This window comes from Natronolimnohabitans sp. A-GB9 (genome assembly GCF_030848565.1).
Taxonomy (GTDB): Archaea; Halobacteriota; Halobacteria; order Halobacteriales; family Natrialbaceae; genus Natronolimnohabitans.
The window spans coordinates 20,614-36,942 of record NZ_JAVDDV010000026.1 but is presented as its reverse complement, the minus strand read 5'-3'; the positions used below and the strand labels follow the sequence as shown (position 1 = coordinate 36,942).

18 protein-coding genes are annotated in these 16,329 nt (G+C 62.1%); 10 read left to right on the top strand and 8 right to left on the bottom strand.

Annotation, left to right across the window (positions count from 1 at the left end):
• Positions 1-359: 359 nt before the first annotated feature.
• From RBH26_RS19145 to RBH26_RS19135, 3 genes are all read right to left on the bottom strand, one after another.
• A complete protein-coding gene (locus RBH26_RS19145) occupies positions 360-719 on the bottom strand; it encodes a hypothetical protein (RefSeq protein ID WP_306759976.1) in 360 nt (119 codons plus the stop codon).
• 54 nt (positions 720-773) lie between these two features.
• Positions 774-1,589, bottom strand: a complete 816-nt coding sequence (locus tag RBH26_RS19140) for a hypothetical protein (protein WP_306759975.1) — start codon at positions 1,587-1,589, stop codon at positions 774-776.
• A 332-nt stretch (positions 1,590-1,921) separates the two neighbouring features.
• Positions 1,922-2,329 carry a DUF6498-containing protein gene (locus RBH26_RS19135; RefSeq protein ID WP_306759974.1) on the bottom strand — a complete coding sequence of 136 codons (408 nt, stop codon included), beginning with the start codon at positions 2,327-2,329 and terminating at the stop codon, positions 1,922-1,924.
• 447 nt (positions 2,330-2,776) lie between these two features.
• Here RBH26_RS19135 and RBH26_RS19130 point away from each other — a divergent pair, with 447 nt between their 5' ends.
• On the top strand, positions 2,777-3,220 hold the full coding sequence (locus tag RBH26_RS19130; protein WP_306759977.1) for a universal stress protein: 444 nt from the start codon (positions 2,777-2,779) through the stop codon (positions 3,218-3,220).
• Between the two features lie 19 nt (positions 3,221-3,239).
• Here RBH26_RS19130 and RBH26_RS19125 read toward each other — a convergent pair whose 3' ends face one another.
• The 3 genes from RBH26_RS19125 to RBH26_RS19115 form a co-directional block, all read right to left on the bottom strand.
• Positions 3,240-3,899 carry a proteasome subunit beta gene (locus tag RBH26_RS19125; protein ID WP_306759973.1) on the bottom strand — a complete coding sequence of 220 codons (660 nt, stop codon included), beginning with the start codon at positions 3,897-3,899 and terminating at the stop codon, positions 3,240-3,242.
• A 2-nt stretch (positions 3,900-3,901) separates the two neighbouring features.
• Positions 3,902-4,348, bottom strand: coding sequence for a pyridoxamine 5'-phosphate oxidase family protein (locus RBH26_RS19120; RefSeq protein WP_306759972.1), 447 nt, complete (start codon positions 4,346-4,348; stop codon positions 3,902-3,904).
• 90 nt (positions 4,349-4,438) lie between these two features.
• Positions 4,439-5,248, bottom strand: a complete 810-nt coding sequence (locus tag RBH26_RS19115; RefSeq protein ID WP_306759971.1) for a ThiF family adenylyltransferase — start codon at positions 5,246-5,248, stop codon at positions 4,439-4,441.
• A 93-nt stretch (positions 5,249-5,341) separates the two neighbouring features.
• On the opposite strand from RBH26_RS19115, the gene RBH26_RS19110 reads away from it, so the two are divergent.
• The 4 genes from RBH26_RS19110 (at position 5,342) to RBH26_RS19095 (ending at position 8,969) form a co-directional block, all read left to right on the top strand.
• Positions 5,342-6,166, top strand: coding sequence for a universal stress protein (locus RBH26_RS19110; RefSeq protein WP_306759970.1), 825 nt, complete (start codon positions 5,342-5,344; stop codon positions 6,164-6,166).
• Between the two features lie 88 nt (positions 6,167-6,254).
• A complete protein-coding gene (locus RBH26_RS19105; protein WP_306759969.1) occupies positions 6,255-7,610 on the top strand; it encodes a sulfatase in 1,356 nt (451 codons plus the stop codon).
• A 244-nt stretch (positions 7,611-7,854) separates the two neighbouring features.
• The gene (locus RBH26_RS19100; protein ID WP_306759968.1) at positions 7,855-8,244 is read left to right on the top strand and encodes a DUF2267 domain-containing protein; all 390 of its coding nucleotides are present in this window, start codon (positions 7,855-7,857) and stop codon (positions 8,242-8,244) included.
• Positions 8,241-8,969 carry a methyltransferase domain-containing protein gene (locus tag RBH26_RS19095; protein WP_306759967.1) on the top strand — a complete coding sequence of 243 codons (729 nt, stop codon included), beginning with the start codon at positions 8,241-8,243 and terminating at the stop codon, positions 8,967-8,969. The genes RBH26_RS19100 and RBH26_RS19095 overlap by 4 nt, the downstream gene beginning before the upstream one ends.
• Positions 8,970-9,090: 121 nt before the next feature.
• Here the strand turns inward: RBH26_RS19095 and RBH26_RS19090 are convergent, their stop codons facing one another.
• Positions 9,091-9,975: a universal stress protein gene (locus RBH26_RS19090; protein ID WP_306759966.1), complete on the bottom strand. Its 885-nt coding sequence runs from the start codon at positions 9,973-9,975 to the stop codon at positions 9,091-9,093.
• Between the two features lie 799 nt (positions 9,976-10,774).
• Here RBH26_RS19090 and RBH26_RS19085 point away from each other — a divergent pair.
• Both RBH26_RS19085 and RBH26_RS19080 read left to right on the top strand, forming a co-directional pair.
• Entirely contained in the window at positions 10,775-11,536 is a 762-nt protein-coding gene (locus tag RBH26_RS19085) for a GNAT family N-acetyltransferase (RefSeq protein ID WP_306759965.1), read from the top strand.
• 92 nt (positions 11,537-11,628) lie between these two features.
• Positions 11,629-12,699 (top strand): anthranilate phosphoribosyltransferase, encoded by a 1,071-nt coding sequence (locus RBH26_RS19080; protein WP_306759964.1) that lies wholly within the window; start codon positions 11,629-11,631, stop codon positions 12,697-12,699.
• 77 nt (positions 12,700-12,776) lie between these two features.
• Here the strand turns inward: RBH26_RS19080 and RBH26_RS19075 are convergent, their stop codons facing one another.
• The gene (locus RBH26_RS19075; RefSeq protein ID WP_306759963.1) at positions 12,777-13,748 is read right to left on the bottom strand and encodes a succinylglutamate desuccinylase/aspartoacylase family protein; all 972 of its coding nucleotides are present in this window, start codon (positions 13,746-13,748) and stop codon (positions 12,777-12,779) included.
• A 127-nt stretch (positions 13,749-13,875) separates the two neighbouring features.
• On the opposite strand from RBH26_RS19075, the gene RBH26_RS19070 reads away from it, so the two are divergent.
• From RBH26_RS19070 to RBH26_RS19060, 3 genes are all read left to right on the top strand, one after another.
• Entirely contained in the window at positions 13,876-14,394 is a 519-nt protein-coding gene (locus RBH26_RS19070) for a peptidylprolyl isomerase (RefSeq protein WP_306759962.1), read from the top strand.
• Positions 14,395-14,543: 149 nt separating this feature from the next.
• Positions 14,544-15,257: a CatB-related O-acetyltransferase gene (locus RBH26_RS19065; protein WP_306759961.1), complete on the top strand. Its 714-nt coding sequence runs from the start codon at positions 14,544-14,546 to the stop codon at positions 15,255-15,257.
• Positions 15,258-15,336: 79 nt separating this feature from the next.
• The gene (locus RBH26_RS19060; protein ID WP_306759960.1) at positions 15,337-16,299 is read left to right on the top strand and encodes an oxidoreductase; all 963 of its coding nucleotides are present in this window, start codon (positions 15,337-15,339) and stop codon (positions 16,297-16,299) included.
• The last annotated feature ends 30 nt before the right edge of the window (positions 16,300-16,329 follow it).

Here is a 16,329-nt window from a genome sequence, read left to right as displayed (position 1 = left end):
CCTGAAAGGAGTTCTATATCTTTTCTCAGGAACCATATTGCAAACATCAGCTGAAACATAAATAGCAACAAGCCAATAAGGAATCCTTCTGCAGTAACAGTATCGGTAAGTGTTGAAATGTAGCCAGCTATAGGTTGATCAAATCTACCGCCATCAATCTGGGTTGTTGGCGTCAGCGTGTCATAGAATACGACTCACACCCTCCACGCAGTGATTTTGACTGCTTCATCTCACGCTTGATTCAGGGAACACCGCATTTCAGTTTCTGTTCAAAGATGAACGCGCGAAATGGACCGATTGAGAGCTATTGTATGACAGGCTAAAAGGCTAGCGACCTGGCCCATGACCATTCGCTTGGGTTAGGCCACTCCGTTTTGCGGGAGGAGGCGGCGAATGGTTTCGAGAGAGGCCCCAAGAATACCAACAATAGCGACTGCTGTTATGGATAGGGCCAGTTCTGCACTGAGTTCCCAATAGTTTGCAGCTTCTTGAATTGCGACGGGGGAGAATACACCTGCACCTACAACACACAGCGCAGCTACTGTTCCAACTTTAACCCTCAGATCAGCAGGGATGGTGTAGATGATTTTGACCCCTATTAGTGCAACGATCCCAATACCGAGAGTGAATACGAATAATAGCGGGTCGGATAAGATATAGAACGCTACAGATACTGTTAATACTATACACCAAATAGATAATTTAGTAAATATTTTCATGTTTTGAAAAATGGAGAGCGAGCGGTAATAATCTGTCGATATTGCTTGGCTGTTCTATGCTGAGATCATTTCTGCATATGGGTCCCAATCAATACTGGTCTGGAGGTCGAATTCGCCCAGGAGTTCGTCAGCTCGGAAGTGGGCTACGCCTTTTGCATATTGATTGGTGCCCCATCCACCATGTCCCCAAGTCGGGGTGGTCCATTCGAAGCCCCATTCATTGAGGCTGATGCCACTGTGAGGGGACAGTTCTCCAGTACAGACTTCAATGTCTGTTGCTGCACTCATTCCGACACCCTCGTATTCAAGACCAACTTCAAGAGTGGTTGTTTGGCAGTCATCGCCCACTGTACTGTCAGGGGCGAATTCAGTGATGTTCCAATCACTGTCATCTAGCTCAATCTCATGTTCGAGATGGTTGACTCCAGCAATAGTACGTGGGTCTCCTTGGGTGTAGAAGACGAAGTAGTACAGGTAGTTCCCGTTGTCGTCCGTCTCATCCCCACGGTAGAAGTGGAGGAAGTGGTCTGAGTAACCGAGGGTGATCCCGGTTTGATCTGACTCGATTTCTCCACCATCTTCGAGGCTGTCTATGTACGTGAGGTTTTCAGTGTTGACGTCACTCGTGCTTAGTGGAGAGATGGTCTCACTTGAAAGGCTGATCTCGTCGTCGTCTGGACTCCGAGACCCAAGTTCTCCATCTTCCAACTTCCGGAGGTCCTCGAGATCTTCATCATCAAGGTCGTCCTCGTCCAGCTCATCAGGGAATTCACCGTTCTGTCCATTTGCGGAAACGGACGTTGTGAGTGCTGTTCCTGCTAGTGCTATGCCACTTGTCTTCAAGATTGAGCGTCTGGTTTTTCGATCCATTACTGCATTTTGGTCATTAGTAGGTGGAAAGAATAATTTAATTCTTGATCGAGTATTCAGATTATAAGATAATCAGCATCAAATGAACATGTCACCAGAGGGTGGTTTATTATATGATAATCCGGCACAATACCATCGTTTTTTAGGGCGTGGATACGCGCTGCCGATTGATTCTTACGGGACAGATTCTCGAACTGATCCAAATTCGATCCTATTCTTATCTATGAAATCATTGACAGCGTGTCATAGAATACGACTCACACCCTCCACGCAGTGATTTTGACTGCTTCATCTCACGCCTGATTCAGGGAACACCGCATTTCAGTTTCTGTTCAAAGATGAACGCGCGAAATGGACCGATCGAGAGCTATTGTATGACAGGCTATTGTTGGCGTTGAATAATCGATGAGGATTGTGCCCGAAACGGCCCAGAATGCGCCTCCAAGAAAAATTCCTCCTGTAGTGTACTTTACGCTCTCGAAATAAATCGGTGGGATGCGATCAAAAGGCTGGGCTGATCCAACGCGACTGGAGACAAATGGCACTGAGATTGTGAGAGGGGTGGATTCTTGTTCTTCGTCTTCACGCTCAGGAGGTACGAAAAGACAAAGTAGTGAATATATAACCACAAAACCAACCATTTCCAACCAGAAGGCGAACAACACTTCTTCCGCACTGAAACCAAAGTAGAGCAATCCTATCGGGAGAACATTGATTAATGCAATGAGATAGAATTTCATTTGCTGTGTTTAGCCTCTACATAGAATAAAAATTACGACCTCCGAGACACATTGGGAATTGTTTGGAACGCAGTGAGTGTTGACTTCCCCCGTTGATAGCTCCTTATACTACCGGACAACAGTCAGTACACACCCGATCGCGTCTCGAGTGCGATCGGTGTGTGCATCGTGTTGTCCGGAAGTAGTAGTCTGTGCCACATTCGCGTCCGCTATTCACCACCACATATCTGTCAGTCCCTGATACTGTCTGACAGCAGTCAGTGAGCCGTCGGTCGCGAACTCGCGGCCGTCACCGTCGGGACAGCCGCAGTCGTGCGACCGATCGTCGAATCGTGCTGTCCAACAGCATGAAGAGCCCTCAAAGAAAACTATGAATTGTTCTGCCACTCTCTCAGTTGGTACTATATCCGTTTCGAGGCCGTTTTTCCGACCACACCTGCCATGAACATGTACGATACGATCCTCATTCCGACCGACGGGAGCGATACGGCAGAGCGGGCGATCGACTACGGCCTCGACCTCGCACGGCAGTACGATGCCACCGTTTACGCACTGTCTGTAATCGACGTCGCCGAACTGCTCGAGGTCGACTACGTCGGCGACCGCGACGACTTCGAGGCGACGATCGAACCCCTCGAGACGGAGGCAAAACGCGCGGTCACGACCGTCGACGAACGCGCCCGTCGACTGGACGACGTGGAGGTGATCACGGTCGTCCGCGAGGGAGCACCCGACGAGACGATCGTCGCGTACGCCGACGAAATCGAGGCCGACCTGATCGTCATGGGGACCCACGGACGGCGTGGACTGCCCAGGTATCTCCTCGGCAGTACGACCGAGCGAGTCGTCCGAACGGTCGATGTCCCGGTGCTGACGGTGCCCGTCGGCTGACCGATCCCACGGTGTCTCGTCAGGGTCTGATAGCGTCGATCGAGTCGTATCGCTTTCCAGTGACCCCTCCCTCGCGGATCTCCGCGAGATCCACTGCGGGGCCGGTCCGGGCGTCGCGTTCGACGGCGCTCTCGAGGGCATCGGCGACGATCGATCGTGTGGTCTCGAGGGAGAGCGACTCCTCGTAACGCCGATCGAGAACGCCAGCGGCGGCCTCCCGCCCGCTCCCTTCGGCGGCGTAGTCGGCCTCGAGGACCCCCTCCTCGCCGCCGACGGTGAAGACGTACGATCCGGTCTCGTCGACGCCGCCGAGAACGAAGGTCGCACCCGGTGGGGTCCTCGATCGGAGTTTCCGACCGGCGACCGTCGCGAGGGTGGGGACGCGCATCCGGTGTCCGTGACGGTCCTCGTAGCGATCGACTTCGGCACGGAGTTCCCTGACGACCGACGCGGTGTCACCGAGCGCACCGGGTGAACCGATGGCGGCCGACGGATGAACCGCCTCGAGTTTTCGCGTCTCGTCGCTCGTCACCACTCCGCCGCGACTCGTCCGCGTGTCCGCTGCGAGGAGGACCACCGCCGTCGTTCGAACGCCGACGAGGACACCGCCGTCCGTTCCTCCGTCGGTCCGATAGTTCCGGTCACCCCTTCGTCCGCAGTACGTGGCTGTCGCCGGCACGACTACTCGACGGCCTGTCGTCCGTGTACGTCCTCGATCTGCAACTCGTACCACTCGAAGTCGAGTTCTTCGAGCGGTTGTTGGAACACGTCTCGCGAAGCGAGCTTCGAATACGCCGCGAAAATCCCTGCGACGTGGGGGTTTTCGGCTATCGAAACCTCCTCGAGTGTGCCACGAACGACGACGCTTCGCCACTCGTCGACGTCGTGCCACTCGTACGTCGAAAGCGTCACCTGGTTGCCCTCTTTGAGGTACTCCGATTTCGTGTCGTCGCCCCCGAACGAAAGGTTCAGGAGACACCGATCCCCGGCGCGATCGTATCCAAACGACATCGGAATCCCGTATCCGCCCGTTTCGTTCCCCATGGACAGCGTTCCGATTCCTTGCGCCTCCAAAAAGTCAGCTATCTCATCCTCGTCCATTACGACGCCGTATTTCTCACTGGACATACTGCGCTTTTTCCCGGGAGTATAATAAAAATATGTCAATAAAATGAGCAAAATTCTCTCTCGATGAGACGTCTCCTGGGGCGTCGTCCGTCAGCGCTCGATGCGATACCGGTCGTCGTACTCGAGGTCGTCGATCGAGTCGATCCCATCGGGTCCACAGACGGGACAGTCGGGATCGCGCTCGAGGGGCGTCCGGAGGACCGTCTCGTCCGTCGCGTCGTAGCGCAACAGCCGATCGTCGAGGGGTTCGCCGACCTCGAGGAGGTGTTTGAGCGCTTCGGTTGCCTGGAGACAGCCGATCGTCCCGGGGACCGTCGGAAAGATCCCCATCGGCTCGCCCGACGGTGCCACGTCGGCGTCCGGAACTGCTGGAAGGAGACACCGGTAGCAGGGACCGCCGGGGCGAAATACCGTCAGCTGCCCCTCGAAGGCGTACACCGCGCCGTGGACGAACGGGATGCCGGCGAGCCGAGCGATGTCGTTGAGGATGAATCGCGTCGGGAACCCGTCGACGGCGTCGACGACGACGTCGGCTTCCTCGAACAGCGACTCGGCGACGTCCACTGTCATCCGGGTGGCGTGTCGTTCGACCGTGACGTCGGAATTGCGCGCTTCGACGAACCGGGCTGCACTGTCGACTTTCGGTTCGCCGATGTCGTCGAGGGTGTGGACGATCTGTCGCTGCAGGTTCGAGCGCGTGACGTGTCCGTCGTCGACGATCGCGATCGTCCCGACGCCGGCTGCCGCGAGATACTGGATCGCTGCCGAGCCGAGCCCGCCAGCACCGACGACGAGGACACGACTCGAGAGCAGTTGCTGCTGGTCGGACTCCCCTATCGAATCGATCATGAGCTGGCGCGAATACTGCTCGCGCTGGCGCGAGTCGAGCGAGTCACCCATACGTGATCCCTCCACGGCGACCCAGTTAACGGATCGTCCACAGCTGCGGGAACCGCCAACAGAGCAAAGGCCGTGGTCGCTGTACGGAGCCGTATGTACGACGACGTACTCATCGCGACCGACGGCAGCGACGTGGCGACCGACGCCGCGACCGCGGGGATCTCGCTCGCCCGAACGCTCGAGGCGACGGTGCACGCCCTGTCAGTCGCCGAGGATCGGCGGGGCGACGAGACGAAACGCCACGAACGGCGGGAGGCGGATGCGGAATCGGTCGCGTCCCGGGCGCTCGAGGCCGGCTGTAGCGCCGACGCCGTCGTCCGCTCGGGCCGTCCGGCGACCGAAATCCTCGCCTACGCCGACGAGGCGGACGTCGACGCGATCGTCGTCGGCACCCACGGCCGGACCGGGCTGCGACAGGCGCTACTGGGAAGCGTCGCCCTCGAGGTGATCCGGGAGGCACGGAGACCAGTGCTCACGGTCGGTGTGGACGGCTCGTGGGACGACGACCGCATCGACGACGTCTGTCTCGCGACGGACGGCTCGACGGGGACGACGGCGGCGACGGAGAACGCGATCGACCTCGCCGACGCCTGTGACGCACAGCTTCACGCGCTGTACGCCGTCGACATGGACTCCCCGAGTGCGGAGCTCCGCGAGGCGTTCGTGAAACACGGCGAGCAGACGACGGCGGGCGTCGCCGAGCGGGCGGCCGACCGTGGAATCGAGACGACGAAGGCGGTCATGCGTGGCCCGTCTACCGACGTCATTCTCGAGTACGTCGCCGACGAAGCCGTCGATCTGCTGGTGATGGGGACCGAGAGCAAGTCGAACCTCGAGCGACTCGTCGTCGGGAGCGTCTCACAACGAGTCGTTCCGAACGCGGCGGTTCCGGTACTGACCGTCAGGACACTCGAATGACCGGCGGCGCCGACGCAGCGTCGGCTTCCGTCGAGTGACGAGCGCACAACCGTTATCCGGGCGGTCGTGGTGGAATGCGCTACTGGCTATGGACGATTCGCGCCCGAACCTCCTGCTGATCACGTGTCACGACCTCGGACGGTATCTCGGTTGTTACGGTGTCGATATCGAGACGCCACACATCGACGAATTTGCCGAAAACGGGGCCCTCTTCGAGAACCACTTCGTGACGGCGCCACAGTGCTCGCCCAGCCGAGGCAGTCTCATGACCGGCCGACATCCCCACGTCAACGGGCTGATGGGGCTTGCACACGGCGACTGGGAACTACACGAAGGCGAACGAATCCTCCCGCACTATCTCAGCGAGGTCGGCTACGAGACCCACCTGTTCGGTCTCCAGCACATCACCCAGGACACCGATCGACTCGGCTACGACTACGTCCACTCGGAGGGGAACCTCTATCCCGGCGTCGCGCCGTCGGTTCACCAGGCGAATCGGGCGCGGACCGTCGCGTCGGTCGTCTCGGGCTTTCTCGAGCGGGACGCGTTCGAGGAACCCTTTTTCGCGTCGATCGGCTTCTTCGAACTCCACCGCGTCGAGGAGGACAACGGTCGGTTCGGGTTCGACAGCGACCACTACGAGACCGACGATCCCGACGCAGTCCGACCGCTTCCATACCTCCCCGATCGCCGTGGCATCAGACAGGATCTGGCGGAGATGCACGGGATGGTGTCCGCCGTCGACGACGCGATCGGGACGATCCTCGAGACGTTGTCGGAGGCCGGCCTCGAGGATGAGACGCTCATCGTCTTCACGACTGAACACGGGATCGCGTTCCCCCGGGCCAAGGGGAGCTGTTACGATCCCGGGATCGAAGCGGCGTTGATCGTTCGCTATCCCGGCGTTGCCGACGACGGAACACGGTACGACGAACTGCTCAGCAACGTCGACGTCCTGCCGACGCTGCTCGAGATCGTCGACGTCGACGTTCCGGACGACATAGACGGCCGGAGCTTTCGGCCACTGCTGGCCGACGGCGACGAGTATCGGGAACGCGACCGGATCTTCGCCGGGATGACCTGGCACGACATGTACAATCCGGTCCGTGCGATCCGGACGGAGCGGTACAAGTACGTCCGCAACTTCTGGCATCTTCCGAGTGTGTATCTCACGAAAGACATCTTCGCGAGCGAGGCAGGCCGAACGGTCCGCGAAACCGACGGCGTTCCGACGCGGCCCTACGAGGAGCTGTACGATCTCCACGAGAGTCCACAGGAGGACGACAACGTCGTCTTCGAACCGACGTATCAGGACGTCCGGACGGACCTCGCCCGACAGCTACACGAGTGGATGGTCGAGACCGACGATCCACTGCTCGATGGTCCCGTTCCACCCGGCGACTACGAGACGATCACGACGTGGGCACACGAAGACGAGGGGTGATTCGACCGTCCTCGATACGAAATCCTGTAGCGATATCCCGGCGCGACCGCCCGACGGGTCGCGCTCGCGCCGAAAACGATCTGAGCGGTCCGTGCGTCCACACGTACAGCTATCGGGCTCGACGGCGTCATTCGGCCCGGGAGAGCGTCGTGCTCGCCTCGAGACGTCGACCGTCCGATTCCCGGATGGCCGTCTCACATGGACTGCAACAGACGAACACGGACTCCGACCCACGAACACGACCATGAACTACAAGGAATTCATCGGCCAGGTCCAGCACAGACTCGAGTACGCACAGTTCGGGCAGGCGGTGCGGTCGACCCGAGCGGTCCTGACGACGCTCGGCGAACGGCTCCACGAGGGCGAAGCGACGGATCTCGCCAGTCCGTTACCGATGGAGATCGATCGGTACCTCACCGAGGCCGACCACGGCCAGCGGTTCGACTATCAGGAGTTCCTCGATCGAGTCGCCGAGCGCGAGGGCGTCGATCGGGCCGACGCCAACTACCACGCCCAGCAGCTACTCGCCATCGTCGCCGAGATCGTCCCGGCCGGAAACATCGAGAAGGTCCGAAACCAGCTCCCCGACGACTTCGACCCGTTGTTCGAGGGAGTCGAACTGGCGACCGAGTGACCGACGACGACCCGGCGGCCACCGACTCGTCTCCCCGGCGCTCGGACGACCCGTCGGCCGACCCACCGGGACCGATCGCCCCCGTCACCAGACCCGAGACGGCCGCCCGGGACTGGTACGATACACTCAGCGGCTGGTACGACGTCGTCGCCGACCCCTTCGAGGCGCAGCCGCGAGCGGCGGGGCTCGAGGTCCTCGATGCGAGTCCGGGCGAACGCGTCCTCGACGTCGGCTGTGGAACCGGTCGGGCCCTCGTCGAACTCGCGCGAGCCGTCGGTCCGTCGGGGACGGCCGTCGGAATCGATATCGCCGAGGGGATGTGTCGCGTCTCGCGGCGGGCGCTTGCCGACGCTGGCCTCGAGACCGGTACCGTGATCGCCGGCGACGCGACGACGCTGCCGTTCAGTGACGACGTATTCGACGCACTCTTCGCGAGTTTCGTCCTCGAACTCTTCGATACGCCCGCGATCATGCGCGTCCTCAAGGAGTGGCACCGCGTCCTCGACCCAGCCGGGCGACTCTGTGTCGTCTCGCTTTCCCGTCGGGGTGACGGTCCCCTTACGTGGGTGTACGAAACAGTCCACGAACTCGCGCCGACGTACGTCGACTGTCGGCCGATCTACCTTCGGGAGACACTTCTCGAGGCCGGCTTTCGAGACCTCGAGACGCGGACGGGAACGGTCTGGCGGTTTCCGGTCGAAATCGTCCGCTGTCGGCCCGCGTGACGTCCGAGCGATCATACTGTCGGACAGCAGTCAGTGAGCCGTCGGTCGCGACGTCACGGCTGTCACCGTTGGAGACGGCCGCAGTCGTGCAACCGACGGTGAACCGTGCTGTCCGACAGTATCAGTCCTCCGTGGGCGCTCCCCGGACCAGCGTGACCGTCTGGGGCGAGCGCCGCGCGACTCGCTCGGCGACGGTCCCCGTGACCAGCCGGGCCGCAAGCGAGCGGCCGTGACTGCCCATAACGATCTGGTCGTAGTCGTTTTCGTCGGCGTACTCGACGATCGCGTTCGACGGCGAGTCCCCGTCCGTTTCCGTCTCGAGGCTCACGTCGTGCTCGTCGGCGATGGCCTGTGCCGACTCGAAGATCGCTTCGGCGCGGCGCTCGCGGTCGTCCATGATCTCCTCGAGGTAGGTTCCCTGAACGTCGTCTCGCGGCCGGTCGAACGGGAGCGAGAGCGCGTGAAACGCGGTAAACTCGCCGTCGGGAAACGTCTCGAGGGCATAGGCGAGTGCGGCTTCGGCCTGTTCGGAGCCGTCGAGTGGGACCAGGACCGTCCCAGGGAGCTCACGATCGCGGACGTCCGTCGCCGGCTCGGGGACGACCGTCGTCGTGACGGGCGAGCGCCGAACGACGGCCTCGCTGACGCGACCGAGGAACGGTCGGACGATCGGCGATTCGCCGTGGCTGCCCATGACGACGTGGTCGACGTCGGTGTTGGCGATCGCGAGCAGTTCCGTATGCGGGGTTCCGGTCCGGAGATACGTCTGAATCTCGCGGTCGTGTTGTTCGGCGTGATCGACCGCGCGATCGAGCACTCGCTCGCCGTAGTCGTCGGCGCTGTCGGCCGTCGACGCCGACGATCCGACGCTTGCTTCGTGATCGTGTGCCGGATCGACGACGTAGACCGCGGTGACCGTCGCGTCCGGAAACGACTGGAGACAGTACTCGAGTCCACCGAACGAGTGGACCGATCCGTCGACTGGAACGAGGACGTGTCGTGGCATAGTGGTCCGTGGCGAGCGTCGCCCGCCTGCCGTCGTCTTCGATGGCAACCGGAATAAAGCCAGAGCCACTTCTCGGGCGGTGGTTCGAGGGAGACGTCCCGCTCTCGTCACCCGCTGGTGTAACTGACCGTCCCGCCTGCAGGCTCCACGGTCAAATCAACAATCGATCGAGGGAGTGCAGCGCTCCGAACAGCAATCTCGACCGGCAGTCGTGATCGGATTGCTCGATTTCGTATCGCATCATATACTTTATGAGGGTCTCGAGTAGGCAGTTCGACTCGGGCGGTCCGGATCACTCCCACAGACCCAACTAGTAAGGCATGTCGTTTGTGCCGTGGGACGCTGAAAGGCGAATGCCGTCCGATTCGGACGGTGATCGACGGAGCGCACGTGGGTCGACGGGCCGACCCGATCACGACCAGCACCCACTCCCCCCACTCGGCGGTCGACGGGCCCTCTCCCCCGTCGACTACTCACACTGTCGGACAGCACGATTCGACGATCGGTCGCGAATTTGCGACCGACGTTTCACTGACTGCTGTCCGACAGTACCCACCAGAACGGCGGCCTTGGCATTCGACTCTGCGCACCCGTCTTCGCCACCTCACGCGGGGTCGAGCAACTCGACTCGATGCGTCGTCTCTCGAGCGACGCCTCGAGTTGCTTCCCACACGTGGGTTCGCTGCTACCGACACGGAGCGTTCGGAACGTACGTTCGTCCGACTGGTCTCGCGTTCGAATAGTCCGCCGGAGCCGACCATTGAAACGATTATTATTGTGGCAGGCGTTATCACCAACCATGGGAATGGCTGAACCAGCGGCGATCGACGACACCGAGCGAACGAGTATCTACGAGTACGTCGAAGCCCACGGCGCCGTCTCTCGAGAACGGGTCCGCAGGGAGCTGTTCCCGGACGATCCGCCCGGCGACCCCCAACACTCGCGGGCGTTCAGACACGACGTCGCGATCCTCAAGCGCGACGGCTATCTCGAGGAAGACGACGACGGAACGCTTCGTATCGCGATCGACGTCGAAGACGAACGATCGGAGATTACGGCCGACGATATCGAGGTCACGATCCGGTCGGCCCGCCAGGAGGACCTCTCGGGGATCATCGGCGCGATGCGTCAGGTCGTCGAGGAGATGACCTACATCGAAGCCGAGACGGTCGCTGACGAACTCGACCACGAGGACGTCCTCCTGCGGCGCAACGAGTACGAGTCGCGGATGTTCTTCGTCGCGACCGTCGACGACGAGGTCGTCGGCTGGGCGCATCTCCACCTGCCGAACCTCGAGAAACTCGGCCACACTGCCGAACTCACACTCGGCGTCCTCGAGGAATATCGCGGGATGGGAATCGGGAGCGAACTGCTCGATCGCGCCCTCGAGTGGGTCCGCTCGCGAGGCCACGAGAAAGTCTATCAGAGCGTCCCCTCGACGAACGAGGCAGCGATCGAGTTCTTCGAGGATCGAGGCTGGACGATCGAAGCCGTCCGTGAAGACCACTACAAACTCGGCGACGAGTACATCGACGAGGTGATGATGGCGATCGAACTGTAGTCTCCAGCCGTCGATCGCCGGCGACGTCATCGATAGCCGCTGACATCGCCGGAAACGGGAGTCTTTTGCGAGGGCCGACCGCAACTCCAGCCATGACGACGCCATCTCATACGTTCGGCGATTGGCCGCTCAAACGGCTGCTGACGGCGGTCGTCGGCTCCGGCCCGAAGTCGGCCGACGACATGACGCGGGCCCAGGCTCGCGAAGCCCTACAGCGTATTCTCGCCGGCGAACCCGACGAGACCACTCTCGGTGCGTTCTGGCTGGCAAATCGCTGGAAGCGAAACACTCCCGTGGAGCTGGCCGGCTACACCGACGTCATGCGCGAGGAGTCGGTCGTGACTGCCCAGCCCGAGGCCGACCCGGTCGACTGCGGTGCGAACTACGACGGCAAACACTCCTCGGCCCTACTGGGTGTCGGCGCTGGTCTCGTCGCCGCCGCTGCGGGCACGCCCGTCGTCGTCCACTCCGGCGATCGCGTCCCCACACAGAAGGAGACGGCGTACAAACACGTCCTCGACGAACTCGGCGTTCGAACCGAACTCGAGCCCACCGAAAGCGCCGATATGGTCGACGAAACGGGCTTTGGCTTCTACTACCAGCCCGCGTTCAATCCCGGCATCCACAGCCTCTACGACCGGCGCGACGAGATGGGTGTTCGCACGTTCGTAAACACCATCGAAACCGTCGCCAACCCCGCCGACGCCGACGTTCATCTCGGCTCGTTTTACCACCTCGCGTTCGCCAAGAAACTGGTCTCGCTGCTCCAGGAGAGCGCGGAACTCGAGGTCTCGCGGGCGATCTTCTTCCAGGGGATGGAAGGCTACGACGACATCCGGCCCGGTTATACGAAGGTCGCCGAGTGGAACCGGGGCGACGACGAACTCGAGGACTACGAGATCGAGACCGCCGAGTACGGGATGGAGATGGAAGCCGAGGATCTCGAGGTCGACGACGTCACCGCCGACTCGGCGACGATCACCGAAGCAGTTCTCGCCGGCGAGCGTGACGATCACTTCGCCGACGCCATCGCGCTAAACGGCGCGGTCCGCATGTACGCCCGCGACGACGTCGACAGTCTCGCGGACGGCCTCGAGCGAGCCCGCGACGTCATCGCCGACGGCAGTGCAGTGGCAGTCCTCGAAGACCTGCGGGCGTTCTGATACGGTCTCCTGTCGTCACGTCCCGTCGGTGCTTCGACGTTCTTCGTCTCCGTGATCGTCTCGGGATCCGCTGTCGGTCACTCTTCGCGGAGCAGCGCGACGCTGGCGAGTTTGTCCCCGCCGACGACCGTCGACTCCTGGGTGAGCGTATAGAGGATGCCGTCGCGGTCCGCCGTCGCTTCCTGGAGCGGCTCGTAGGTCATCGGGTCGTACACCGTTCCGAGCCACGTCCCGTTCTCGATCCGCTGGCCGACCTCGAGCGACGGCTTCGGCCGGAACAGGCCGCCCGTCTCGGCGGTAACCTGTCCGAGGTGGTTGCGGGCGATCGTCTGATCGTGGTCGGGTATCTCGCCGGGAAGCATCCCGAGGTGTCGACAGACGTTTAGTAGACCGTCGACGCCGATCTCGACAGCGCCCTCGAGGATCTGCTTGTTGTACGCGAGTTCGGGCGTAATCGACGGAATCCCCTCCTCGGCGGCGGCGACGCGGAGTTTGCCGGCGAAGCCGCGGCGGTGCCACTCCTCGTCGGCGTCGTCGTCGGCCTCCTCCGAGAGTAACAGCTCCGTTCCGAACGCTTCGGCGAGGTCGCGTGCGGTTTCGTCGCCCTCCCGATAGACGACGTGGGGGAGCATGTCGGGGCTCCCCGTATGGAGGTCGACGATGGCGTCGGCCGCCTCGATCTCCGTCCAGAGCGTCGCGGCCATCCGCTGGTGGAGGCTCCCGTCTTCGTTGCCCGGCCAGACCCGGTTCATGTTGGGGTTGACGCTGTCGAGCTTCTCCGGCGTGGTATACGTGACGAGATCGAAGGTCAACGGGTTCGCGACGGGTACCGCGACGATCGTTCCCGAGAGTTCCTCGAGAGGTAACTGGTCGTGAAATCGTCGGAGCGTCTCGGTACCGTTGATTTCGCGGCCGTGCTGGGCCGCTTGCACGTACAGCGTCGGTCCCTCGTCGGCGCCACGATAGGTATGTACCGTCGTCGTGATATTGACGCTCGAGGGCAGTCGTGCGAGCACCACGTCGTCGGCCGTGTGCGTGCCGGCGGTCATAGCCCGATGTTCTACGTCCCGCGGTATGTACCTGCGGCCGCCTGCTGCCATTCGTCTCCACATTGCTCTCTGCCCGTCGTGACTCGAGACCACTATCGTTTTCCGTCGGCCCGCCGTCTCGGGGTGTATGGGAGACGTTACTGCGACACTCCACACGAACAAAGGCGATATCGAGGTCGAACTCTACGACGAGCGCGCACCGCGCACCGTCGACAACTTCGTCGGCCTCGCGACCGGCGGCAAGACCTGGACCGACCCCGAGACGGGCGAGGAGGTCGAAGGCGAGCCGCTGTACGACGACGTCGCGTTCCACCGCGTCATCGAGGGCTTCATGATCCAGGGTGGCGACCCGACCGAGACCGGTCGCGGCGGCCCCGGCTACCAGTTCGACGACGAGTTCCACGAGGAACTGCGCCACGACGACGAGGGCATCCTGAGTATGGCCAACTCCGGACCGAACACCAACGGCTCGCAGTTTTTCATCACGCTCGATGCCCAGCCACACTTAGACGACCGCCACTCCGTCTTCGGCAAGGTCACCGATGGCATGGACGTCGTCCACGAAATCGGTTCCGTCGACACCGACGCCAACGACCGACCGAAAGAGGACGTCGTCCTCGAGTCGGTCTCGGTCGACTACGAGTGATCCGTTTGGCACGATAACGTCGCGTTGTCTCCGTTATCGGGCCTGTATCCGCCAACTGAAACCGGTAGTATCGTCTTTCAGGAATTTGTTGCCCTGACTGTGCAGTGTAGCTGACAGATTGCTTTTAGGGAGTCGCTCGAGGCTCCAGTATGGAGTTACCCGAAACGCTGCTGGAACGGGGGCTATCGGTACTGGGGTATCCGTCCGTAACCCACGGAGTGGCGAACCGGTATCTCGACGCGGCAGATCTCGAGATCGCGCCTTCGGCCCGCATCGCGATGGGGTGTCTACTCCGGGGACAGGTCGATCTCGGTCCGTACACGCGCTTGAGTCGCGGCTGTGTCGCCGGCGGCGACGTGACGATCGGCAGGCGGACGAACCTCGAGCCAAACTGCGATCTCATCGGCGACGTCGAGATCGGCAACTACTGTGCGATCGCCAGACGGACGAGTTTCCAGCAGACGAACCACGAGACGTCGAAGCCATCCCAGCAGATCCGCTTCTACGAGGAAGTCCTCGATAGCGATCTTCCGCCGGCCGAGGAGGGGCCGATCACGGTCGGCAGCGACGTCTGGATCGGGACGCGAGTGACGGTCCTCTCCGGCGTGACGATCGGCGACGGCGCCATCGTCGGCGCCGGCTCGGTCGTCACCGAGGACGTCGAGCCGTACGCGATCGTCGCCGGCGTCCCGGCCGAACGGATCGGCTGGCGGTTCCCACGTGACGTCCGGGAACGGCTCCTCGAACTCGAGTGGTGGGAGTGGGACGAGGAGACGATGCGCCAGCGACGGGACTTCTTCGAACGCGACCTGCAGCGTGCGGAGGTCGCAAACGCCATTCCCGACCTCGAGGAGCGACCCTGACGACGCGAGCGGTCCGTCGACCCGTCGTTCTCGAGCCGGTGGACGCTAGTATTAGGATCGTCGGCGTTGGGGTCCGGATATGGACTGGACGGCCGACGACGTTCCCGACCAGCAAGGGCGGACGATCGTCGTCACTGGAGCGAACAGCGGGATCGGTCTCGAGACGACCCGCGAACTCGCGCGCAACGGCGCCAGCGTGGTCATGGCCTGTCGGCGCACCGACCGCGGTCGACGGGCCGCAGCCGACGTTCGCGAGGACGTTCCCGACGCTGACCTGCGTGTTGAGGCCTGTGACCTGGCGAGTCTCGAGTCGATCCACGCCTTTGCCGACCGCCTCGACGACCCGATCGACGTCCTCGTGAACAACGCCGGAACGATGGCGATCCCGCGCCGGGAGACTGACGACGGGTTCGAGACCCAGTTCGGGGTCAACCACCTCGGCCACTTCGCGCTGACCGGCCTGGTACTCGAGCAGGTACTCGAGGGGCCCGCCGCACGCGTCGTCACCGTCTCGAGTGCCCTCCACGAACGCGGCGAGATCGACTTCGACGATCTCCACGGCGAACGGTCCTACGACCGGTGGGACGCCTACGCGCAGTCGAAACTCGCCAACGTTCTCTTTGCATACGACCTCGAGCGTCGCTTTCTCACCGCGGGCGTCGACGCCAAGAGCATCGTCGTCCACCCGGGTTATGCCGACACCCGACTACAGTTTCGCGGCGTCGAGGGTCGGGGGACGTGGCTGCGGACGGCCGCCCGCCGGCTCATGAACGCCGTGCTGGCCCAGTCTCCCGAACGCGGAGCGCTCCCGACGCTGTACGCTGCCACTGCGCCCGACGCTGAGGGGGGCGCCTACTACGGGCCTGGTGGGCTCGGAAACATGCGCGGTCCGCCCGAACGCCTGGCCTCCTCGGATCGGTCGTACGATCGCGAGACGGCCCATCGGCTGTGGGCGGTCTCGAGCGAACTGACTGGCGTCACGTACGATCTCCCCGAGCCGAAGACGCCGGTGTCGGCGGCCGAAACCCCCTCCCGACCGTAATGTGAAAGGGGACGCGGCCGAATCACCTGC